Annotated in this window: 20 protein-coding genes and 1 tRNA gene; 11 read left to right on the plus strand and 10 right to left on the minus strand. The window is 69.3% G+C overall.

Going from position 1 to position 21,271, the window contains the following annotated elements; translation table 11 throughout:
- Window positions 1-654 carry a rhomboid-like protein gene (locus H293_RS0137205; protein WP_033416076.1) on the minus strand — a complete coding sequence of 218 codons (654 nt, stop codon included), beginning with the start codon at window positions 652-654 and terminating at the stop codon, window positions 1-3.
- Between H293_RS0137205 and H293_RS0137210 the strand changes: the two genes are divergently transcribed.
- The 4 genes from H293_RS0137210 to H293_RS50685 are packed head-to-tail and all read left to right on the plus strand — an operon-like array spanning window position 653 to window position 3,943.
- Window positions 653-1,603 carry an aminoglycoside phosphotransferase family protein gene (locus H293_RS0137210; RefSeq protein ID WP_028808524.1) on the plus strand — a complete coding sequence of 317 codons (951 nt, stop codon included), beginning with the start codon at window positions 653-655 and terminating at the stop codon, window positions 1,601-1,603. The two genes, H293_RS0137205 and H293_RS0137210, sit on opposite strands and share 2 nt — an antisense overlap.
- Window positions 1,600-2,076 carry a GNAT family N-acetyltransferase gene (locus H293_RS0137215; RefSeq protein WP_020122885.1) on the plus strand — a complete coding sequence of 159 codons (477 nt, stop codon included), beginning with the start codon at window positions 1,600-1,602 and terminating at the stop codon, window positions 2,074-2,076. Before H293_RS0137210 ends, H293_RS0137215 begins: the two co-directional genes overlap by 4 nt.
- 60 nt (window positions 2,077-2,136) lie before the next feature.
- Window positions 2,137-2,832: a response regulator transcription factor gene (locus H293_RS0137220; protein ID WP_020122886.1), complete on the plus strand. Its 696-nt coding sequence runs from the start codon at window positions 2,137-2,139 to the stop codon at window positions 2,830-2,832.
- Window positions 2,825-3,943 carry a sensor histidine kinase gene (locus H293_RS50685; protein ID WP_020122887.1) on the plus strand — a complete coding sequence of 373 codons (1,119 nt, stop codon included), beginning with the start codon at window positions 2,825-2,827 and terminating at the stop codon, window positions 3,941-3,943. The genes H293_RS0137220 and H293_RS50685 overlap by 8 nt, the downstream gene beginning before the upstream one ends.
- A 14-nt stretch (window positions 3,944-3,957) precedes the next feature.
- On the opposite strand, the gene H293_RS0137230 is transcribed toward H293_RS50685, so the two are convergent.
- Window positions 3,958-4,031, minus strand: a tRNA-Thr gene (locus H293_RS0137230).
- A gap of 165 nt (window positions 4,032-4,196) precedes the next feature.
- On the opposite strand from H293_RS0137230, the gene H293_RS50690 reads away from it, so the two are divergent.
- From H293_RS50690 to H293_RS0137250, 4 genes are all read left to right on the plus strand, one after another.
- Complete coding sequence (locus H293_RS50690; protein WP_020122888.1) at window positions 4,197-5,486, plus strand: RNA-guided endonuclease InsQ/TnpB family protein; 1,290 nt, start codon at window positions 4,197-4,199, stop codon at window positions 5,484-5,486.
- Between the two features lie 320 nt (window positions 5,487-5,806).
- Entirely contained in the window at window positions 5,807-6,943 is a 1,137-nt protein-coding gene (locus tag H293_RS0137240) for an ABC transporter ATP-binding protein (RefSeq protein WP_020122889.1), read from the plus strand.
- Between the two features lie 216 nt (window positions 6,944-7,159).
- Window positions 7,160-7,621, plus strand: coding sequence for a hypothetical protein (locus tag H293_RS0137245; protein ID WP_020122890.1), 462 nt, complete (start codon window positions 7,160-7,162; stop codon window positions 7,619-7,621).
- A gap of 60 nt (window positions 7,622-7,681) precedes the next feature.
- Window positions 7,682-8,413 carry a nucleotidyltransferase family protein gene (locus H293_RS0137250; protein ID WP_020122891.1) on the plus strand — a complete coding sequence of 244 codons (732 nt, stop codon included), beginning with the start codon at window positions 7,682-7,684 and terminating at the stop codon, window positions 8,411-8,413.
- A gap of 175 nt (window positions 8,414-8,588) precedes the next feature.
- Here the strand turns inward: H293_RS0137250 and H293_RS0137255 are convergent, their stop codons facing one another.
- From H293_RS0137255 to H293_RS0137280, 6 genes are all read right to left on the minus strand, one after another.
- Window positions 8,589-10,205: a DoxX family protein gene (locus H293_RS0137255; protein ID WP_078612778.1), complete on the minus strand. Its 1,617-nt coding sequence runs from the start codon at window positions 10,203-10,205 to the stop codon at window positions 8,589-8,591.
- A gap of 118 nt (window positions 10,206-10,323) precedes the next feature.
- Window positions 10,324-11,265 carry a 23S rRNA (guanosine(2251)-2'-O)-methyltransferase RlmB gene (gene rlmB / locus H293_RS0137260; protein ID WP_020122893.1) on the minus strand — a complete coding sequence of 314 codons (942 nt, stop codon included), beginning with the start codon at window positions 11,263-11,265 and terminating at the stop codon, window positions 10,324-10,326.
- 102 nt (window positions 11,266-11,367) lie between these two features.
- Entirely contained in the window at window positions 11,368-12,762 is a 1,395-nt protein-coding gene (gene cysS / locus H293_RS0137265; RefSeq protein WP_020122894.1) for a cysteine--tRNA ligase, read from the minus strand.
- A gap of 53 nt (window positions 12,763-12,815) precedes the next feature.
- Window positions 12,816-13,310 (minus strand): 2-C-methyl-D-erythritol 2,4-cyclodiphosphate synthase, encoded by a 495-nt coding sequence (gene ispF, locus H293_RS0137270; RefSeq protein ID WP_020122895.1) that lies wholly within the window; start codon window positions 13,308-13,310, stop codon window positions 12,816-12,818.
- The gene (gene ispD, locus H293_RS0137275; protein ID WP_028808525.1) at window positions 13,300-14,064 is read right to left on the minus strand and encodes a 2-C-methyl-D-erythritol 4-phosphate cytidylyltransferase; all 765 of its coding nucleotides are present in this window, start codon (window positions 14,062-14,064) and stop codon (window positions 13,300-13,302) included. The genes ispF and ispD overlap by 11 nt, the downstream gene beginning before the upstream one ends.
- Before the next feature lie 349 nt (window positions 14,065-14,413).
- A complete protein-coding gene (locus H293_RS0137280) occupies window positions 14,414-14,896 on the minus strand; it encodes a CarD family transcriptional regulator (protein ID WP_003953493.1) in 483 nt (160 codons plus the stop codon).
- Window positions 14,897-15,485: 589 nt separating this feature from the next.
- On the opposite strand from H293_RS0137280, the gene H293_RS0137285 reads away from it, so the two are divergent.
- Entirely contained in the window at window positions 15,486-16,142 is a 657-nt protein-coding gene (locus H293_RS0137285; protein ID WP_020122897.1) for a copper chaperone PCu(A)C domain-containing protein, read from the plus strand.
- A 109-nt stretch (window positions 16,143-16,251) separates the two neighbouring features.
- Here H293_RS0137285 and phoP read toward each other — a convergent pair whose 3' ends face one another.
- Window positions 16,252-16,923 (minus strand): two-component system response regulator PhoP, encoded by a 672-nt coding sequence (phoP, locus tag H293_RS0137290; RefSeq protein WP_004000192.1) that lies wholly within the window; start codon window positions 16,921-16,923, stop codon window positions 16,252-16,254.
- Window positions 16,924-16,928: 5 nt separating this feature from the next.
- Window positions 16,929-18,185 (minus strand): two-component system sensor histidine kinase PhoR, encoded by a 1,257-nt coding sequence (phoR, locus tag H293_RS0137295; RefSeq protein WP_020122898.1) that lies wholly within the window; start codon window positions 18,183-18,185, stop codon window positions 16,929-16,931.
- A 224-nt stretch (window positions 18,186-18,409) separates the two neighbouring features.
- On the opposite strand from phoR, the gene phoU reads away from it, so the two are divergent.
- Together phoU and H293_RS0137305 are read left to right on the plus strand one after the other, a co-directional pair.
- Window positions 18,410-19,099, plus strand: a complete 690-nt coding sequence (phoU, locus tag H293_RS0137300) for a phosphate signaling complex protein PhoU (RefSeq protein ID WP_020122899.1) — start codon at window positions 18,410-18,412, stop codon at window positions 19,097-19,099.
- Between the two features lie 579 nt (window positions 19,100-19,678).
- On the plus strand, window positions 19,679-20,401 hold the full coding sequence (locus H293_RS0137305; RefSeq protein WP_020122900.1) for a hypothetical protein: 723 nt from the start codon (window positions 19,679-19,681) through the stop codon (window positions 20,399-20,401).
- The last annotated feature ends 870 nt before the right edge of the window (window positions 20,402-21,271 follow it).

Consider the following 21,271-nt stretch of genomic DNA (forward strand, 5'->3'; position numbering starts at 1 on the left):
TTAACCCGCCGGCGCACCCGCTGTCTCCTTCGGATTCCGTGCTTTTTCCCGCCCGGCGACCAGCGGCCAACACCCGAACCCGATCAGCGCCGACGTGAAGTGACCGAGATCCGTGAAGGTCCGCCCGGTCACCAGAGGCACCGCGTACACGACGAGGACCACGAACCCGTAGACGTACCGCCAGGGCGACGGAATCCGGTACACAAGCACGGCCACCACCCCCGCCAGCGCGTAACTCACCCCGATGTCCAGCGTGTTGACCGCCGACGCGGGCGCCATCCCGTGCCGGATGCCCCACAGCAGCGCCCCCTCGCTGATCAGCGTGGCCAGCACGTGCGCCGCGGCGCACACCGCCAGCCAGCGCGCCGTGCCCAGCCAGCGCTCGGCCGGCGCGTGGAAGAGGGAGTAGAGGACGACGTACGGCAGCCAGTGCCCGCTGTCGATCCACATCGCGCTGGAGACCAGCACCCGCAGCGGATTGCTCGACAACTCATGGATGTTGGTCGAACGCTGCCGCAGAAACTGCACCTCGAACTCCGGCGACATGTGGTGCAACGCCACCGTCGTCACGAAGAGGACCGCCAGCCACACATAGGTGCCGGGGGCGCTGCGGACGTACGCCCACACCCTGTGAACACCCCGGTTAATTCGCATGAGTCGATTCACGCACGCCGGTAGGGTCCGGCACGTGATCGACATCCCGGAGGAACTGGCCGCCGCACAGGAGCTTTACAACGGCGACCGGGGCCGGGAGTTCATCGCCGGACTCCCGACACAGATCGAGGACTTCCTGGAGCACTGGGACCTCAGACCGGACGGCTCCCCCCTGCACGGCGTCACCGCCCTGGTCCTGCCCGTCGTCCGCCGCGCCGACGACACCCCGGCCGTCCTCAAGCTCCAGCTCCTCGACGAGGAGAGCGCCGGCGAACCCGTCGCCCTGCGCCTGTGGAACGGCGACGGGGCGGTACGCCTCCTGGACCACGACCCGGTCACCCACACCATGCTCCTGGAACGCCTCGACTCCACCCGCATGCTGTCCACCCTGCCCGGCACCCGGGACGCGGTCCTGATCATCGCCGGACTGCTGGCCCACCTGACCGCGGAGCCCGCCCCCGCCGGGATGCGCCGGCTCGGCGACATCGCGCACACCATGCTCGACGAGACCCCCGAGGCCCTGAAACGCATCCCCGACCCGGCGGTCCGCCGTACCCTCGCCGACTGCGCGGCCGCCGTACGCGAGGTCGTCGACGAACCCGGCGACCGCCTCCTGCACTGGGACCTGCACGACGAGAACGTCCTCGCCTGCGACCGCGCGCCCTGGCTCGCCATCGACCCCAAACCCCTCGCCGGCGACCCCGGGTTCGAACTCTGGCCCGCCCTCGACAACCGCTTCGACGCCGACGAGATCACCTGGCGCTTCGACGCCATGACCGACGTCCTCGGCCTGGACCGCGCACGCGCGCGTGCCTGGACCATGGGACGCCTCCTCCAGAACGCCCTCTGGGACATCGAGGACGGCCGCCCCGTAGAACCCCGCCAACTCCACATCGCCCACCGACTGCGCACCCCCCGTCCGCACACCCCCCGGAGCCGACAGCCGTGATCCGCCCCGCCACCCCCGCCGACCTCCCCGCCATCCACACCCTGATCCGCGAACTCGCCGACTACGAAAGGGCCCTGGAGGAGGTCCGGACGACCGAGGAACAACTCCACGAAGCCCTCTTCGGCCCCCACCCCGCCGCCTACGCCCACGTGGCGACCGACGCCACGGACACCGTGGTCGGCTACGCGATCTGGTTCCTCAACTTCTCCACCTGGCGCGGCGTCCACGGCATCTACCTGGAGGACCTCTACGTCCACCCCACCGCCCGCGGCAGCGGCCACGGCAAGGCCCTGCTCACCGAACTCGCCCGCATCTGCGTCGAACGCGGCTACCAGCGCCTCGAATGGGCCGTCCTGAACTGGAACACCCCCGCGATCGACTTCTACGAGTCCCTCGGCGCCCGCCCCCAGGACGAATGGACGGTGTACCGCCTCACCGACGAAGCCCTCACAAAGGCCGCCGACACCGCGTAACCGGCCCCCGCCCGGATTTCGATACGCCGACGATACGCACCCCCTCGTAGCATCGAAGACATGCGTGTCTTGATCGTCGAGGACGAGCTCTACATGGCAGAAGCCATCCGCGATGGTCTCCGCCTGGAAGCGATCGCGGCCGACATCGCAGGCGACGGCAACACCGCGCTGGAACTGCTGAGCATCAACACCTACGACATCGCCGTCCTCGACCGGGACATCCCCGGACCCTCCGGCGACGACATCGCCAAACGCATCATCGACTCCGGCAGCGGCATGCCCATCCTCATGCTCACCGCGGCCGACCGCCTCGACGACAAGGCCTCCGGCTTCGAACTCGGCGCCGACGACTACCTCACCAAACCCTTCGAACTCCAGGAACTCGCGCTCCGGCTCCGCGCACTCGACCGCCGCCGCGCCCACCACCGCCCTCCCGTGCGGGAGATCGCCGGCCTGCGCCTGGACCCCTTCCGCAGAGAGGTCTACCGGGACGGCCGCTACGTCGCCCTCACCCGGAAGCAGTTCGCCGTGCTCGAAGTCCTCGTCGGCGCCGAAGGCGGTGTCGTCAGCGCCGAAGCCCTCCTGGAACGCGCATGGGACGAGAACGCCGACCCCTTCACCAACGCCGTACGCATCACCGTCTCGGCCCTGCGCAAGCGCCTGGGCGAACCCTGGATCATCGCCACGGTCCCGGGCGTCGGCTACCGCATCGACACACAGCCCGGGACCGGACCCGAGGGAGACGACCGTGGATAGAGCGCCCGGTCTCAGCCTTCGCCTCAAACTCACCCTCAGCTACGCCGGGTTCCTCATGCTCGCCGGTGTCCTGCTGATCGCCACCGTGTGGCTGTACCTGCTGCGAAAAGGAGAGCTGGCATACAACGAAGCGGGGGCCGTACAGGCGACTCCGGGCACCATGTTCCTGAAGGCCTTCGCCCCGACCGCAGCCGCGGCGATGGCGTTCCTGCTGGTGTTCGGCCTCCTCGGCGGATGGATCCTCGCTGGCCGCATGCTCGCCCCCCTGAACCGCATCACCGACGCCACCCGCATGGCCACCACCGGCTCCCTCTCCCACCGGATCCGGCTACCGGGCCGCAAGGACGAGTTCCGCGAACTCGCCGACACCTTCGACACGATGCTCGCGCGACTCGAAGCACACGTCGCCGAACAGCGCAGATTCGCCGCCAACGCCTCCCACGAGCTGCGCACCCCGCTGGCGGTCTCCAAGTCGCTCCTCGACGTGGCCCGCGCCGACCCGAACCGCGACACCGGCGAACTCATCAACCGCCTCCATGCCGTCAACACCCGCGCGATCGACCTCACCGAGGCACTGCTCCTGGTCAGCCGGGCCGAACGGCGGTCCTTCACCCGAGAGCACGTCGACCTGTCCCTCATGGCGGAAGAAGCCACCGAAACCCTCCTCCCCCTCGCGGAGAAGCACGGCGTCACCATCGAGACCCACGGCGACATCACCCCCACGACCGGCTCCCAGGCCCTCCTGCTCCAGCTCACCACGAACCTCGTGCACAACGCGATCATCCACAACCTGCCCGACCGGGGCACCGTGCGGGTCACCACCGACGTCCGCCCCGGAACAGTGGTCCTCACGGTCGAGAACACCGGCGAGCAGCTCGCCCCGGACCTGGTCCCGACCCTCACCGAGCCCTTCCAGCGCGGCACCGAGCGCATCCACACCGACCACGCGGGAGTCGGCCTGGGCCTCGCCATCGTCAAGACCATCACCCACGCCCACGACGGCACCCTCACCCTCACCCCACGCCCCGGGGGCGGCCTGCGCATCAGCGTGGAGCTCCCGGCGACGAACCCGCCCCCAGACAGCAAAAAGCCCAGGTCAGAGACGCTCTGACCTGGGCCTGCCGGAGCCCCCTGTCGGATTCGAACCGACGACCTGCGCTTTACAAGAGCGCTGCTCGTTCCAGCTGAGCTAAGGAGGCATCGCGCGCTGTAACGCCGTACGCGAAGGCTGCACCACTGTACACAGTGCCCCTTAGTCCGAGCCACAAAGTTCGGGACGCAGAAACCATGCGTAACCATCCGCGCACCCGTTCGTTGATCGAGCTGACGTGCTGTTCCGAAGATCGGATCGTCATGGAGGGGTTATGGGGGAGACGGAGGCCGAGCGCATCAAGCGTGAGGTTCTCGGCATCGGCGATCGCAGGAAGCACCACACGCGCACAGCGACGCCGCTGAAGTCCCACGCCAAGGCGCCGGACGCGCATCACCGGCTGTACCGGTTCCGCTTCTATCCGACCGAGGAGCAGGCTCGTCAGCTGGGGCGGACGTTCGGGGCGTGTCGTTGGGTCTACAACGAGGGGCTGGCGCTGCGTTCGGGGGCTTGGGAGCGGCACCGCGTGAACGTGGGGTTCGCGGAGACGTGTCGGGCACTGACCGGGTGGAAGCGGAGGGGGGAGACGGCGTGGTTGAGGGATGTGTCGTCGACGGTTCTTCAGCAGTCGTTGCGTCATCTGGATCAGGCGTACGTCCGTTTCTTCAAGGGGGAAGCCAGGTATCCGAGGCGCAAGAGGAAGGGTCGGTCGCGGGATTCGGCGACGTATGTGCGTACGGGGTTCAAGTGGGTGGAGGACCCGGGGCGGCCGGGGACCGGGCTGATCACTCTGGCTAAGCAGTCGGTGCCGTTGGACATCCGTTGGTCTCGGGCGTTGCCCGCCGGGGAGGTTCCGGTGCGGTTGTCGGTGACGCGGGATCGGGCGGGCCGGTACTTCGTGTCGGTGTTGGTGGAGGAGCGCATAGCGCCGCTGCCTGTGGTGTTTGTGCCAGGGACGCGGGAGCCGAAGGCGGTCGGGGTGGATGTCGGGCTGGCGTCGCTTGTGATCCTCGACGACGGGACGAAGTTCGATCATCCGCGGCTGTTGAAGCGGTATGCGGAGAAGTTGGCGCGGTTGCAGCGGGAGCTGCACCGGAAGGTGCGGGGGTCGAGGAATCGGCAGAAGGTGCGGGAGAAGATCGCGCGGCTCTATGCCCTGATCAGTGACGTACGCAGGGACATGTTGAACCGGCTCACCACCCGTCTCGTGCGCGAGAACCAAGTGCTCGTGGTGGAGGACCTGTCGGTCAGGACCTTGATGCGTGCGGCGCGCGGCAAGGGGCGTGGGCGCAAGGCGAAGCTGAATCAGGCGATCGTCGACGCCTCGTGGGGTGAGTTGCTTAGGCAGCTGCGCTACAAGTGCGAGTGGTACGGCCGGACGCTGGTGGTCGTGGATCGTTTCTTTCCCTCGACACGGCGTTGCTCCGGCTGTCATGTCATGGGGCCAAGGGTGGACGTCTCGGTTCGGCAGTGGACGTGTGCCCAGTGTGGGGCTCTGCACGACCGTGACGTGAATGCCGCCGTGAACCTGAGGGACGAGGGTTTGCGTTTGCTGGCCGCGTAAGGCGCAGCTGGTGAAGTACGGACCGACGGGCCGTCGGTCTGAATGCCTGTGGAGTTCGTGTAAGACCGGTTGGACGCAGCTCACCGTGGCTGTGTGTGGCTGGCAGCGGATGTTGAAGCAGGAAGCCTCTAGGCAAGGTCAAAAGTGCCGTGCTCTGGCCCGTTCGAAAATTTCCGCGAAGTTCACAGTCCGCCAGGTACTGACATACGGGTGAACGCCGGGTACCGTCCTGAGCCAGTCCATCTGTGTGGACTACACCACCACCTTCCTACAACGGATCGTCCGGCACGTTCCTGCCGGTAGAAGGGGGCCTCTGAGCCATGGCCACTGTTTCGTTCGACAAGGCGACCCGTATTTATCCGGGTTCCACGAAGCCCGCCGTCGACGGTCTCGACATCCACATCGAGGACGGCGAGTTCCTCGTTCTGGTCGGCCCGTCCGGCTGTGGCAAGTCCACCTCGCTCCGTATGCTCGCGGGGCTCGAGGACGTCAACGGCGGTGCCATCCGCATCGGTGACCGTGACGTCACGCACCTGCCGCCGAAGGACCGGGACATCGCCATGGTGTTCCAGAACTACGCGCTCTACCCGCACATGACGGTCGCCGACAACATGGGCTTCGCGCTCAAGATCGCCGGCATCAACAAGGCGGAGATCCGGCAGAAGGTCGAGGAGGCCGCGAAGATCCTCGACCTCACCGAGTACCTGGACCGCAAGCCGAAGGCGCTCTCCGGCGGTCAGCGCCAGCGTGTCGCGATGGGCCGCGCCATCGTGCGTGAGCCCCAGGTCTTCCTCATGGACGAGCCGCTGTCCAACCTGGACGCCAAGCTCCGTGTGTCGACGCGTACGCAGATCGCCTCGCTCCAGCGCCGTCTCGGCATCACCACCGTCTACGTCACCCACGACCAGGTCGAGGCCATGACGATGGGCGACCGCGTGGCCGTGCTCAAGGACGGTCTGCTCCAGCAGGTGGACTCGCCCCGGAACATGTACGACCGCCCGGCGAACCTCTTCGTCGCCGGTTTCATCGGCTCCCCGGCGATGAACCTCGTCGAGGTCCCGATCACCGACGGTGGTGTGAAGTTCGGCAACAGCGTGGTGCCCGTCAACCGCGAGGCCCTCAAGGCCGCCTCCGACAAGGGTGACACCACCGTCACCGTCGGTGTCCGCCCCGAGCACTTCGACATCGTCGAGCACAACGGCGCCGCCGCCTCCGCCCTCTCGAAGGACACCGAGGACGCCCCGGCCGGTCTCGCGGTCTCGGTGAACGTGGTCGAGGAGCTCGGCGCCGACGGCTACGTCTACGGCTCCGCCAAGGTCGACGGCGAGCTGAAGGACCTGGTCGTCCGTGTCAGCGGCCGCGCGGTGCCGGAGAAGGGCGCCACGCTGCACGTGGTGCCGCGTCCGGGCGAGACCCACGTGTTCTCGACCTCCACGGGCGAGCGCCTCACCGACTGAGGACGAACCGCAGCAATTCACCCAGGTTGACGAGAAGGGCCCCGCGGACAGTCCGCGGGGCCCTTTCCGTGTTTCGAGGGCGGCGCCAAATACCCCGGCACACCGGTCATTTCGAGCAGTGTGCGTCAACGCCGTACCCAGAAATCGGCACCACCCCGTCCCCCGAACCGGTGACTAAATGTCGCCAAATCATTACCGCACGCTACCCTCACACGCGTGAAGCACTCCATTTACCAAGAGACGCGACGCGGCCGGGGCCCCGCCCGCCGTATCGGCCGCTCCCTCGCCCTTGTCCTGCCCGTCGTCCTGGTGCTCTCCGGGACCCTCGCGGTCACCCGAGTCAACTGGTCGGGGGACCCGTCGAGCTCCTCGGTGCTCACCGCGTCGGACGCGACGGTCTCCGACAGCAAGCCGGGCGGCGCGCCCCTCGCCCCGCAGGACCTCCTGCGCGAGCAGCTGCTGACCGAGCTCCAGGAGAAGAACCCGGGCATCGCCCTCACGCACCTCCAGGAGGCCGTGAACGAGCGTCCGTCGCTCGCCAGGCACTGCGCCTCCATCGCGCGGGCCCTGGGCCGTGCCGCGGTCCGTGTGTACGGCCCCACGCGCGCGCAGTCGTACGCCCGTCCCGTCTGCGACACGTCCTTCGCGACGGGTGTGGCCGCGGCGCACAGCGGCTGACCTCCGCGAGAGGGGATGCCGACCGGGGTCGGGAGAGGGGCGCGTCGTACAGTTCCGGTCATGACCGATCCGAACGCCGCGTCCCGTCCCACCCAGGCCGTGATCCTGGCCGGTGGCCAGGGCTCCCGGCTGCGTCCGTACACCGACGACCGGCCCAAGCCGATGGTCGAGATCCCCGGTACGGGGACTCCGATCATCGGCCATCAGCTTGTCTGGCTCGCCGAGGAGGGCGTGACGGACGTCGTGGTCAGCTGTGGGCATCTCGCCGAGGTGCTGCAGGACTGGCTGAGGACGGCCGACCTCCCGGTGCGCGTCCAGACCGTCATCGAGACAGAGCCGCTCGGGCGCGGTGGCGGTCTGAAGTACGCGGCCGCACATCTGCCGCACCCGGAGCGGGCGTGGTACGCGACGAACGGTGACATCTGGACCCGTTTCTCGCTGCGCGACATGGCGGACTTCCACACCGGGCGCGACGCGGTCGCGACGGTCGCGCTGGCGCGGCCGCGGATTCCGTGGGGGGCGGTGCAGACCGACGGGTTCGGGCACATCACGGACTTCATCGAGGCCCCGCCGTCGACGTTCGAGATCAACGCGGGGGTGTACGTCTTCTCGCCCGCGTTCGCCGGGCTGCTGCCGGAGCGCGGGGACCATGAGCGGACCACGTTTCCGACGCTCGCGCGTGAGCTGCGGCTGGCCGGGTTCCCGATCCCGCAGGGGGCCTACTGGCGGGCCATCGACACGGCGAAGGACCTGACGGAGGCGGCGCGGGAACTGGCGGCGCTGGGTCGATAGACGGGTAGGCGTCGACAGCGGCGTGAGCGTCGACGGCGGCGAACGCGTCGTCAGCGGCGAACGCGTCGTCAGCGGCGAACGCGAGAAGGTCCCGCACCTCCACGGTGCGGGACCTTTTCGCGGGCCCGTGTCGCTCAGCCGGTGGGGTTGCCCAGTACGTCGCCCACCGGCCCGCCTACCCCAACAGGCCGCCCACCAGGCCCGGTTGGCCGGAGGAGGTACCCCCGGTGCCGGAACCGCCTGTCGAGCCGCCGGAGGTGCTGGTGCCGCCGCCGGTCGGGCCTGAGGTGGTGCTGGGTGCCTGCTGGGCCGGGGAGGACTGCTGGGGTGAGGTCTGGCCCGTGGTGCCCTGGGTCTGGCTGGGCGAGCCGCTGGTGGTGGCACCGGTGTCACGGGTGGCGCCGGGGGCCGCCGAGGTGTCGGCGGACGGGCCGCGGGTGGCGCCCTGGCTGGGCGGGGTGGACGCCGACGGCTTCTTCTTGTGGGCCTTGGCGGAGTCCTGCGGCAGCGGGGAGCCGGGCAGTTCGTTGCGCGGGGCCTCGCCGGGGCCGGGGACGATGACCCGGTCGGCGTCCCGGACGGCACCGCCGAGGACGGAGCCGATCAGGAGGGTGAGGCCGGTGGCGATGGCCGTGATGAGGGCGCCGCGGCGCAGGACGTAGCGGCGCAGCTCCCAGATGTCGGAATGGGGTCCGAGGCGGCGCCAGGCGCTGCCCGCGAGGCGGCCGTCGACGGAGTAGACGGGGGCGCCGGCGATGATCAGCGGGGACCAGGCGGCGAGGTAGATGATGTCGGGGGTGTCGTAGGCGGGGACGCTCTTCCAGCTGACGGTGACGAGGAGCGCGGCGGAGAGGCCGGCGCCGATGACCGCGGCGACCCGCTGCCAGCAGCCCAGGATCGTGAGGACGCCCACGATGACCTGGAGGAAGGCGATGACGAGGCCGGAGCCGACGGGGTGCTGGAGGGCGAACTGGCGCAGGGGTTCGGCCACTTCCCACGGGTGCAGGGTGTTGAGCCACTTGACCATGGAGCCGCGCTTGCCGCCGTCGAAGTAGACGGGGTCGCACAGCTTGCCCATGCCGGCGTAGATGGAGATGAAGCCGAGGAAGATCCGGAGCGGGAGGAGGACGACGCCGAGGTTCATCCGGCGGCCGGGGTAGTACGCGTGCCGCGCGGCTTCGTCGCCCTGCCGCCTGGTGGCGCGGTCGGCGCGGGCCTCGTCGAAGCCGTCGTCGAACTCCTCGCCCCCGTGGGCGGGTTCGTCGTACGCGCTGCCGACCGTGCGCATGTGGGGCAGGAGTCGGGTGCCGTCGCCTTCGGGCGTGCGCTGGGCGCCGACGACCGGGGTCTCCATGGTCTGGGCCAACTCGTCGTCGTAGCCGGCCTGGTAGCCGTGGTCGACGTCGATGCGGGGGATGACCTGGGTGGCTCCGGCGTCGGCGGCGGGCGGCTCGGTATGGCCGACGCTGCCGCCCCGCACGGCCTGCAGCAGGCGGTGGGCGCCGGTGTCGTCGGGGGCGGACCTGCCGCTCCACACGACGGGTCGGCGGCGTCCCGCGGCGCCGGCGGCCGGCATCCGGGTGGTGTCCTCGGCGGCGGTCAAGTTCCGTGCGATCCGCGGGGATTGGGCGCGTCTCGTCGACGCGCCCAACTGCACGCGGAAGCTCGCATGATTGACGATGATCTGCGCCGGATCGCTCGGCACCTTCACCATGCTCAGCGCGGGAGCGTCGTCGAATCCCGACGGGCCGTCCCCCGTGGGTGTGCGGGGTGTTCTGGTGTCCACACTCATCTAACCGAGTGACGTGTGGTTAGGACACTGCTTTGACTGGCCGGATGTGTCCGGACCCCGTCAAGCTTGCCCCGTACGGCGGGAACACCCCGTGTGGGGGACCGTGCCGAACAGCCGTTCAGGCCCGGCGGCGAGCCGCCTCGTAGAGCACGATCCCCGCGGCCACACCGGCGTTGAGCGACTCGGCGCCGCCCGGCATCGGGATCCGCACCCGGTAGTCGCAGGTCTCGCCGACCAGGCGGGACAGGCCCTTGCCCTCGCTGCCGACGACGATGGCGACCGGGCCGCCGAGGGCCTCCAGATCACCGATCTCGTGTTCGCCGTCGGCGGCGAGGCCGACGACCACGATGCCCTGCTTCTTGTACGCCTCCAGGGCGCGCGTCAGGTTGGTGGCGCGGGCGACGGGCGTGCGGGCGGCCGTACCGGCGGACGTCTTCCACGCACCGGCGGTCATGCCGGCCGCGCGCCGCTCCGGTACGAGGACGCCGTGGCCGCCGAACGCGGAGACCGAGCGGACCACGGCACCGAGGTTGCGCGGGTCGGTCACGCCGTCGAGGGCGACGATGAGCGGGTCGGCGCCGTCGTCGTAGGCGGCGCCCGCGAGGTCCTCGGGGTGGGCGTACTCGTACGGCGGGACCTGGAGGACCAGGCCCTGGTGGTTGAGCCCGTTGGTCATCCGGTCGAGCTCGGGGCGGGGGGCCTCCATGAGGTGGACGCCGCCGCGGTCGGCGACGAGCTGGAGCGCCTCGCGCACCCGCTCGTCGTTGTCGATGAACTGCTGGACGTAGAGCGTCACCGCGGGCACGCCCTCGCGCAGCGCCTCGACGACGGGGTTGCGGCCGACGACCATCTCGGAGGTGCCCTTGCCGCCCCGGCCGCGCGCCGCGGGACGGCGTACCGCCTGCTTCGCCTTGGCGTTGGCGACACGGTTCTTCTTGTGGCCCTTGCGCATCTCGGCGGGCGGGGTCGGTCCCTTGCCCTCCAGGCCCCTGCGCCGCTGGCCGCCGCTGCCGACCTGCGCGCCCTTCTTGCCGGACATGCGGCGGTTGTTGGCTGCCATGACCTACCTGTTCTGCGTGAGTGTCTGCGTCGGTGAAATGTTCGTACGTCTATGCAGTGTGCCGCCCGGAGGGCCGGGCGGCACAATCGATCATGAAAAGGGCTAGCGGGGACCCAGCGTCCAGCGCGGGCCCTGCGGACCGTCCTCGATGGTCAGTCCCGACTGGCCCAGCTGGTCGCGGATGGCGTCCGCGGTGGCCCAGTCCTTGCGGGCGCGGGCCGCCTCCCGCTGGTCGAGGACCAGGCGTACGAGGCTGTCGACGACGCCGTGCAGATCGTCGCCGCGGTCCGTCTCGCCGGCCCAGTGCTCGTCGAGCGGGTCGAGGCCGAGGACGCCGAGCATGGCGCGCACCTCGGCGAGGCGGGCCACCGCGGCCTCCTTGTCGTCGGCCGCGAGTGCGCTGTTGCCCTGCCGGACGGTGGTGTGCACGACGGCGAGCGCCTGCGGCACGCTGAAGTCGTCGTCCATGGCCTCGGCGAAGGCGGGCGGTACCTCGGCGGACGGCTCGACGGGGCCGGCCTTCTCCACGACCCGCTGCACGAACCCCTCGATCCGCGCGAACGCGGACTCGGCCTCGCGCAGGGCTTCCTCGCTGTACTCGATCATCGAGCGGTAGTGCGGGGTGCCCAGGTAGTACCGGAGCACGATGGGCCGCCACTGCTTGACCATCTCGCTCACCAGCACGCTGTTGCCGAGCGATTTGGACATCTTCTCGCCGCTCATGGTGACCCAGGCGTTGTGCACCCAGTACCGGGCGAATTCGTCGCCGTAGGCCTTGGCCTGGGCGATCTCGTTCTCGTGGTGCGGGAAGATCAGGTCCAGGCCGCCGCCGTGGATGTCGAAGGCGGAGCCGAGGTACTTGTGCGCCATGGCCGAGCACTCCAGGTGCCAGCCGGGGCGGCCGCGGCCCCACGGGGTCTCCCAGTCGGGCTCGCCGGGCTTGGTAGCCTTCCACATGGCGAAGTCGCGGGGGTCGCGCTTGCCGGAGACGCCCTCGTCGGGCTGGCGCAGGTCGTCGATGTCCTGGTTGGACAGGGACAGGTAGCCGGGGTAGGAGCGCACGTCGAAGTAGACGCTGCCGTCGGCCTCGTACGCGTGGCCGCGCTCGATGAGACCGCGCATCATCTCGACCATCTCGGTGACATGGCCGGTGGCCCGCGGTTCGTACGTCGGCGGGAGGCAGCCGAGGGCGGCGTAACCGTCGTTGAAAGCGCGCTCGTTGTCGTAGCCGATCGACCACCACGGGCGGTTCTGGTCGGCCGCCTTGGCGATGATCTTGTCGTCGATGTCGGTGACGTTGCGGATGAACGTGACGTCGTAGCCGCGGTACTCGAACCAGCGGCGCATGATGTCGAAGTTCAGGCCGGAGCGGATGTGGCCGATGTGCGGGGCCGCCTGCACGGTGGCGCCACAGAGGTAGATCGAGACACAGCCCGCTGTGAGCGGGGCGAAGTCACGGATCTGCCGGGCGCTGGTGTCGTACAGGCGAATGGTCACGGGTCCAGGGTAGTGGGCGATGTGTGGTGCCTTCGACGGGTTGTGGATAACAGTCAGTTCGCGGTCCTGACCACCAGCGCGGTCGCCACGGCCATCAGGCCCTCGTCCCGGCCGGGAAACCCGAGTCCGTCCGTCGTCGCGCCCGACACCGACACCGGTGCCCCGACCGCCTCGGACAGGATCTTCTGTGCCTCGTCCCGCCGCTTGCCGATCTTCGGACGCGGTCCTACGACCTGTACGGCGATGTTCCCGATGCGGAACCCCGCCTCGCGGACGATGCGTGCCGCCTCAGTCAACAGGGTGACGCCGGACGCACCCGACCACTCGGGCCGGCCGGTGCCGAAGTGCTGGCCGAGGTCGCCGAGGCAGGCCGCGGAGAAGAGCGCGTTGCACGCGGCGTGCGCGACCACGTCCGCGTCGGAGTGCCCGGCAAGACCGGTGCCCTCCCACTTCAGACCCGCGCACCACAGCTCGCGGCCCTCCTCGAAGGCGTGGATGTCGGTGCCGATGCCGACCTGGGGCAGTGCGTACGGCAGCTCAGAAGCCATCGTTGAGCCTCCGACGGGCCAGGACCGCCTCCGCGAGGACCAGGTCCAGCGGGCGGGTCACCTTGAACGCCTCCTCGTGACCGGGCACGACCACGACGGTGAGCCCCAGCTGCTCGACCATGCTCGCGTCGTCGGTGACGTCCCCGGTGACCGTCTCGTGGGCGCGGATCAGGGTCGCCCGGTCGAAGCCCTGCGGGGTCTGCACGGCACGCAGACGCGCGCGGACCGGGGTGGCCACCACGGGCTCCGGCTCGCCGGGAGCGGTCGCCGGCTCGACCTCCTTCACGGTGTCCGCGAGGGGCAGCGCCGGGACGACGGCGGGCGCGCCCTCCCGTACGGCCTCGATGACCGCGTCGACGGTGTCGACGGGGACGAGCGGGCGGGCCGCGTCGTGGACCAGCACGATGTCGAAGTCGGCGGGCAGGGCGTCCAGGCCCAGCCGGACCGAGTCCTGGCGGGAGTCGCCGCCCGGGACGACGAGGAAGTCGGTCCGCTCGGGCAGCGCGTGCGCGTCGAGGAGGGACTTGACCTCGCCGGCGCCGTCGGGCGGGGCCACGACCACGACCAGGGAAACGGCACGGGACGCGGCCATCGCGCGGACCGCGTGAATCAGCATGGGGGTGCCGTTCAGCGCTCGGAGCGCTTTGGGGGCGCCCGGACCGAGGCGTACGCCCCTTCCGGCGGCCGGAATCACCACTGCGGTGCGGGCCTCCGCACGTGCTTCGGCGGGCGAAGGGCGCGAAACGTCAGACATCGGTTCCTGTCAGGTTTGTGTGCTCGGCCAACGTGGGTACGGAGACAGCGTGCCGGGCGCGACGCCTTGACCGGACCCTTCCGTGACACCGGTCGAGCCAGCTGCCCGGGCCCGGCACGCCAAGTATCGGGGGATCTTTCTCCGAGAGGAACAGGCGCACGGCACTCCGGGGCGTCTTGGCAAAGGCGCCGCGTCATGGTCAACGCACCATGGATTCGCCATCCGGAGACAGACATGCCGCAGCGCCCGGCGACAGCTGTTGCGTCATCGGGCACCACGGCATTTCAGTGCGGCAATTCAGATTCAGTGTGTGCTGAGCTGAGCGGGCAAGGTGCCTGCACAGAGACGCTCAGGACGCGAGAACCTCGTCGAGCAGCGCCTCGGCCTTGTCCTCGTTCGTGTTCTCCGCGAGAGCGAGTTCACTCACCAGGATCTGCCGAGCCTTGGCGAGCATGCGCTTCTCACCTGCGGAGAGTCCGCGCTCGCGCTCACGACGCCACAGGTCACGCACGACTTCCGCGACCTTGATGACATCGCCGGAGGCGAGCTTCTCCAGGTTTGCCTTGTAACGACGGGACCAGTTAGTGGGCTCCTCGGCGTACGGTGCGCGCAGCACCTCGAAGACCCGGTCCAGCCCGTCCTGACCGACCACATCCCGCACGCCGACGAACTCCGCATTGTCCGCTGGCACACGTACCGTCAGGTCACCCTGGGCGACCTTCAGCACCAAGTAGGTCTTGTCCACGCCTTTGATCTGGCGAGTTTCGATAGCCTCGATCAGCGCGGCCCCGTGATGGGGATAGACCACGGTGTCGCCAACCTTGAACGTCATGTGACAGGTACCCCTTCCGTGGCTATCCAGGGTAACACGGAAACTGCGGGTTCTGAATGGCGTTTTCGCAGGTCAGGGCATATCTCGGGGCTTGACAACAGCAACAGGAACGTGCTGCGAAGGCCGAGCGGAACAAGGAATTCGCAGGTCGGAGCGGCTCTCCGGTCGAGGTGAAACGCGTACGTTACACACATCCGGAGGCGCCTCCGAGTGGGCTAACGTCCCCAAATGTCCGCTTCCAGGTGTGCGACTTCCGCTACTCCGTTCGGTGTCCGGAGTCACTTCCCCGCCGAATCCGGAATTGATCACGCACGGCCGGCGGATCAGGCCGTGATCAATTCCGGGGGTGATCGCGCATTCCTTCACGGAAGTTTTGCTACTGGATGCCGAAGACTCTTATGTGAATGCCGGACGAGCGCCGGAGTGCGGGGCACAAGTGACTCAGGGGTCACTTGTGAACCGAGTGACACGCCCCTTGGGGAGGGTCGGGTGCGGCGCTGCGGGAACGGCTCGGTAACCTAAGGCCGCTGACAGACACTTAGCGCGGCTTTATGGGCCGCCCCGCTCAAGTCAAGGAGTTGCCGCCGCCGTGAGCAGCAGCCTTCGACGCGGCGCCCTCGCCGCCTCCGCCATCGCGTTCTCGATCGCCGCGCTCTCCGCGTGTGCGGCCGGCAGCGACGCCCAGACCCTGGAGGTCAAGCCGGACAACGCGGAGACCCGCGTGGGCGCGATCAAGCTCCAGAACGTCGTGGTGATCACCCAGGCGACCCCCGAGGCCTCCGGTGAGACCAAGGGCCCGGCCGTCGTCTCCGCCACCGTCTTCAACTCCGGCGACAAGGCCCAGACGCTGGACTCCGTGCGCGTCGACGGCGCCGGCAGCACCGAGATCACGCCCGCCAAGGGCAAGGGCAAGGTGACCGTCCCGGCCCACGGCTCCGTCATCCTCGGCGGCAAAGGCAACGCCTCCGCCGTGGTGAGCGAACTCGGCCCGAGCGTCAAGAACGGCAACGCGCAGAAGGTCACCTTCACCTTCAGCACGACCGGTGACGTGAGCCTGCGTGCCTTCGTGGTCCCGGCCGACAGCTACTACAGCAAGTGGGGTCCGAGCGCGGTCCCGTCGGCGCCCGCGAAGCCGGCCAAGCCGTCCGTCACACCGACCGGCTCCAGCACCCCGACCGGCTCGGCCACGCCGACCGGCGCGGCCTCCGCGAGCGCGACGGCGACCGAGTCGGCCGCGACCCACTGAGCAGCCGTACGAGGCGGTCGTGACCGTCGTACGACACGAAGGGCGGGACCTCCTCTGAGGAGGTCCCGCCCTTCGTGTCGTACGACTGCTGTCTTTACGGCTGCTGTCTTTACGGCTCAAATTTGTAGCCGAGGCCGCGGACCGTCACCAGGTACCGCGGCGCGCCCGGGTCGGGCTCGATCTTGGCGCGCAGACGCTTGACGTGGACGTCGAGGGTCTTGGTGTCGCCCACGTAGTCGGCGCCCCAGACGCGGTCGATGAGCTGCATGCGGGTCAGGACGCGGCCCGCGTTGCGCAGCAGCATCTCCAGCAGGTCGAACTCCTTGAGGGGCAGGTCGACCTTGGAGCCGGAGACCGTGACCACGTGGCGGTCCACGTCCATGCGGACCGGACCGGCCTCCAGGGCGGCCGGGGTGACCTCCTCGGGCTCGCCGCGGCGGCGCAGGACGGCGCGGATACGGGCGACCAGCTCGCGCGAGGAGAACGGCTTGGTGACATAGTCATCGGCTCCTATTTCCAGGCCGACGACCTTGTCGATCTCGCTGTCCTTGGCGGTCACCATGATGACGGGGACGTTGGAGCGGCCGCGCAGCTGGCGGCAGACCTCGGTGCCGGGCAGGCCCGGCAGCATCAGGTCGAGGAGGACGAGGTCGGCGCCGTTGCGCTCGAACTCGTCGAGTCCGTCGGGGCCCGTGGTCGCGACCGCGACCTCGAAGCCCTCCTTGCGAAGCATGTACGACAGGGCGTCGGAGAAGGACTCCTCGTCCTCGACGACGAGCACTCGGGTCACGGAAGGACCTCCGGGGCGGGAAGCGGGTCGTAAGAAGCCGACTCGGATGTGGATGGCCCGTCCTCGTCATCGAGGTCGGGGTGCTGGAGCGCGCGGTCGCGGGCCGCGCCCGCCTCCGGCAGCCTGAGGGTGAACGTGGAGCCCTGTCCCTCCGAGCTCCACACCGTGACCTCCCCGCCGTGCGAGGCGGCCACGTGCTTGACGATCGCGAGACCGAGGCCCGTACCGCCGGTCTGGCGGGAGCGGGCCGGGTCGACGCGGTAGAAGCGCTCGAAGATGCGCTCCTTGTCCTTGTCGGAGATGCCGATGCCCTGGTCGGTGACGGCGACCTCGATCAGGTCGCCGCCCGGTACGGACACCCGGCGGGCGGCTATGCCGACGCGGGTGCGGGCGGGCGAGTAGTTGACGGCGTTCTCGACGAGGTTGCCGAGAGCGGCGGCGAGCTGGCCGCGGTTGCCCCAGACTCGCAGCTCGGCCGCGCCGGCGGCGGCCATGGTGATCTGCTTGGTGCCGGCCTGGTGCCGGCAGCGGTCGATGGCCTCGGCGACGAGTTCGTCGACGCGGACGGGTTCGGCGTCCTCCAGGGGGTCGTCGTTCTGTACCCGTGACAGGTCGATGAGCTCCTGGACCAGGCTGGTGAGCCGGGTCGCCTCGATCTGCATACGGCCGGCGAAGCGCTCCACGGCCTCCGGGTCCTCCGAGGCGTCCATGACGGCCTCGGACAGGAGGGAGAGCGCGCCGACGGGGGTCTTGAGTTCATGGCTGACGTTCGCGACGAAGTCGCGTCGTACGGCTTCGATCCGCCGGGCCTCGGTGAGGTCCTCCACGAGCAGCAGCACCAGCCGGGACCCGAGGGGCGCGACCCGCGCGGAGACCGCGAGCGCCTCCCCTCGTCCGGTCCCCCGCCTGGGCAGGTCGAGCTCGACCTGGCGTATCTCCCCGTCCCTCCGGGTGTCCCGGGCCATCTGGAGCATGGGCTCCACGGAGAGCTTGCCGCCGCGGACCAGCCCGAGGGCGTACGCGGCGGAGCTGGCCTTGACGACGGCGTCGGCCTCGTCGAGGACGACGGCCGAGGAGCGGAGCACGGAGAGGACGGTGTCCACGCCCGGCGGGAGCACCGGGTCGGTGTGCAGGGAGGTGCGGGTGGGGCGTTTCTGCTCCCGCTCGCTCCAGCGGAACGCCAGCATCGCGATGACACCGGTGAGCACACCGGCGATCGCTGCCGCTGCGGCGACCGCCGCGTTCACGTCCATGCCTCCAGGTTAGGCATGGGATCGGTCCTGGCCACAGCCGTCCGAGTGCGAGCTCGAACACTCGTCGCCCAGAGTTCACCTTGGAGCCAGTACTGGTTCATTTGGGAGGGCGGAAACGGACGCGTAGGGGGCCGAACGTGGGAGCGTGGGGTACGCAGCACCGGTTTCGCGGCCGGTTTTGGCCCCTGGAACCCACAGGAATGACGTACGAGAGGGAACCGACAATGCGGGACGCGTACCACGAGGAACTTGATTCGATCGGCGACGGTCTGGTGGAGATGGCCCGGCTGGTCGGCTCGGCGATCGGACGCGCCACGACGGCCATCCTCGACTCCGACCTGAAGCTGGCCGAGAGCGTGATCGAGGCCGACCAGAAGGTGGACGACCTCCAGCACGACCTGGAGGCCAGGGCGATAGCACTGCTCGCCCGCCAGCAGCCGGTGGCGACGGACCTGCGGATCGTCGTCACCTCCCTGCGCATGTCGGCCGACCTGGAGCGCTCCGGCGACCTGGCCCAGCACGTGGCGAAGCTGGCCCGGCTGCGCTTCCCCGAGAAGGCCATTCCGCACGACCTGCACGCGACCATCCTGGAGATGGGCCAGCTCGCCCAGCGTCTGATGGCGAAGGCCGCCGAGGTGATCGTCACGAAGGACGTCGACCTGGCGCTCCAGCTGGAGCAGGACGACGACGAGATGGACCTGCTGCACCGCACGCTCTTCCAGCACCTGCTGGACGACAAGTGGAAGCACGGCATCGAGACGGCGGTCGACGTGACGCTGCTCGGCCGCTACTACGAGCGGTTCGCCGACCACGCGGTGTCGGTGGCCAAGCGCGTGGTGTACCTGGTGACGGGTGAGCACGCGGACGAGCTCCAGCAGGAGATCCAGCCGGTGACGGGGATCGAGGGGGCCTGAACGGGCGCCTTCGGATCGGCGCTTTCGGATCGGCGCTTTCGGTCTGTCCGAGGCGTGCGCGAGCCTCTGTGCGCCGTTGATGCGCCCAGCGGAGCGGGCATGCAATGGGCACAGGGCCCGATCCGACAGTCGGTCCGGCAGTCGGCACGTTCTGGCTCTCGCTTCGAGGAGGGACCCATGGCCGAATCACCCAGCACTCCCCAGCCCGACCCCACGCAGGAACGCCCGACCGAGCAGCCCGCCGCGATCAGGACCCTGACGGTCATCGGCGCGTGCGGCTGCGGCTCGGGGTGCGGGTGCGGGTGCCAGTCGGGCAGTCCGTGCCAGTGCGGCTGATCTCGTACGACGGTGAGGGGCCCCGGGTGATCCCGGGGCCCCTCGTCGTCCGGGCCCCGTCGCCGGAAGCGGTCCAGCGCGTCCACACAAGCGGGCGGGCCACAAGGCGGGCGAGGTCCACGCGGTGCCGCTGTCGATCTGACCCGACCGCACGGCGCCACGGTGGGCATCGCACGCAGTCCTGACGCACCGGCCGCCTTTTTTCGATCGTATCGGCGGCTCGGTCCGTGCATGATCGGTCGCATGACGAAGAGGACGGTCCCGGGAGTCGACGACGCCCGCGCGTGGAACGAGCGCCTGGCCTGGGCGTATCACCTGATCGCAGCGGATCCCGACGAACGTGCCGTCGCCCTGGACCGTCTGGACCGTGCCCGCGCGAGGACCCAGGCGGCGATAGACCACTGCAACGAAATCTGGAGTGCGGCCAACCGGTTCGGCCCCCACCGCAGGAAACGAACGGCGGCGAAACAGGCTTTCGAGGAGGCCGCGAGCCGCTCTCTGCCAGAGGCCCTGTGGACCGGACGCGGCCACGCCGACCTCCGCAGATGGCCGGGCCTGCCGTACGCGGTGCTCTACCTGGAGTGGGAGGCCCGCTATCCGCAGCAGTGGACACGGCACGCGAAGATGTGGGGCGTAAAACAGGCTCTGATACGGCAGTTGGCCACCGCCGGCCACGACGCCGGGACGAGGGCGAAGCTGGTCGACCTCGTCGATCTGGTCGTGCGGCGGGCATACCGCTGCAAGGATCGCGAGTACGTACGCCTGGCCCGTGCCGTGGACGGCCCCGACCTGCGCGCCAGACTCACCGCGGCCCGTCACTCCCCGGACCCGTGGGCCCAGCTCCACGCGGCCTACGTGCTGTGGCTTCTCGACCACCCCGAGAAGCCGAACACCCGCCACGTCTGGAAGACCTGGCTGAACGAGAACGCCCCCGCTCCGCACCTTCGGCACGGGTCGGGGGCGTGATCGTGGAGGTTACTTCTTCTTGCCCTGGGTCTTGTAGTGGATCTTGGTGAGCTGGGTTTTTGCTGGTCGGGGGCGGTGGGCTCGTGTGCCTGGCGGTCGTCGTTGGTCGGCATTGGCCACTGTCGAGCAACCTCGGACGGCCCAGGGACGGCCCAGCCAGCACCGTTATGGGCGTCGGCTTCCCGTGCTGCGTAGCGCCTCGAACCAACCCATGACGACCCACCTCAGCCTCCAGAACCAGCCTCTCCGACTGCCTCGCGGCTGCGGTTCTGGACGCTCCGGCACGCGCCGAAGTCGGGGAGGAGTAGAGACACGTGGGCTTCGGCCTCGTTGACCTCCGCCACCGTGCAGATGGCAGTAGCCGTTCCATCCTGCCGGGTTTCCGCACGTTCGTCCCTGCCGTGTCACCCCAGAGCCACGCCCCATGAAGCGAGTCCGGCAGAGCCTGTGCGGGCAGGGAGTGGCTGTGGGGCAACTGCTCGCGAGAGCTGCTGAGTTCCGCATATGGAGCCATCAGCTTGGGAAGCGACGGCGCTTGCGTAGAGGTAGGCCCTCTGACCTGGGAAAATTCGTTGTCAGGCGGCAGGTGCGAGGGGCTGGTTGCACCGTTGTTGACCGTGGTTGTCCGCTCTGAAGGGCACGCTATGGGCACGAAGCAGGGCTGGGGGAGAGCAGGGCTTTCGGCTGGCCCCCAGCGACCGGGAGTGGCTCCGCCTCGGACGGCAGGCGAGTGAGGCCGTCGCGGCTGCACACATGGCGTCTTTAAGGATGCGGTGGCACGCATCAAACGTCCTGCTGCGGGTTGAGGACTCGTTGGGCCTTGCCGACGAACGAGAGAAGGTCGTTGGCGACGTCGTCGGCCGTGCAGGA

Source organism: Streptomyces canus 299MFChir4.1, assembly GCF_000383615.1.
Taxonomy (GTDB): Bacteria; Actinomycetota; Actinomycetes; order Streptomycetales; family Streptomycetaceae; genus Streptomyces; species Streptomyces canus_C.

Coding starts and splice junctions, on each gene's coding strand:
- H293_RS0137255 (WP_078612778.1), bottom strand. CDS start 10,205: ATGAGTGTGGACACCAGAACACCCCGCACACCCACGGGGGACGGCCCG.
- H293_RS0137220 (WP_020122886.1), top strand. CDS start 2,137: ATGCGTGTCTTGATCGTCGAGGACGAGCTCTACATGGCAGAAGCCATC.
- H293_RS0137250 (WP_020122891.1), top strand. CDS start 7,682: ATGACCGATCCGAACGCCGCGTCCCGTCCCACCCAGGCCGTGATCCTG.
- H293_RS0137305 (WP_020122900.1), top strand. CDS start 19,679: ATGACGAAGAGGACGGTCCCGGGAGTCGACGACGCCCGCGCGTGGAAC.
- H293_RS50690 (WP_020122888.1), top strand. CDS start 4,197: ATGGGGGAGACGGAGGCCGAGCGCATCAAGCGTGAGGTTCTCGGCATC.
- phoR (WP_020122898.1), bottom strand. CDS start 18,185: ATGGACGTGAACGCGGCGGTCGCCGCAGCGGCAGCGATCGCCGGTGTG.
- H293_RS0137240 (WP_020122889.1), top strand. CDS start 5,807: ATGGCCACTGTTTCGTTCGACAAGGCGACCCGTATTTATCCGGGTTCC.
- H293_RS0137210 (WP_028808524.1), top strand. CDS start 653: ATGAGTCGATTCACGCACGCCGGTAGGGTCCGGCACGTGATCGACATC.
- H293_RS0137205 (WP_033416076.1), bottom strand. CDS start 654: ATGCGAATTAACCGGGGTGTTCACAGGGTGTGGGCGTACGTCCGCAGC.
- H293_RS0137280 (WP_003953493.1), bottom strand. CDS start 14,896: ATGACGTTCAAGGTTGGCGACACCGTGGTCTATCCCCATCACGGGGCC.
- phoU (WP_020122899.1), top strand. CDS start 18,410: ATGCGGGACGCGTACCACGAGGAACTTGATTCGATCGGCGACGGTCTG.
- ispD (WP_028808525.1), bottom strand. CDS start 14,064: ATGTCTGACGTTTCGCGCCCTTCGCCCGCCGAAGCACGTGCGGAGGCC.
- ispF (WP_020122895.1), bottom strand. CDS start 13,310: ATGGCTTCTGAGCTGCCGTACGCACTGCCCCAGGTCGGCATCGGCACC.
- rlmB (WP_020122893.1), bottom strand. CDS start 11,265: ATGGCAGCCAACAACCGCCGCATGTCCGGCAAGAAGGGCGCGCAGGTC.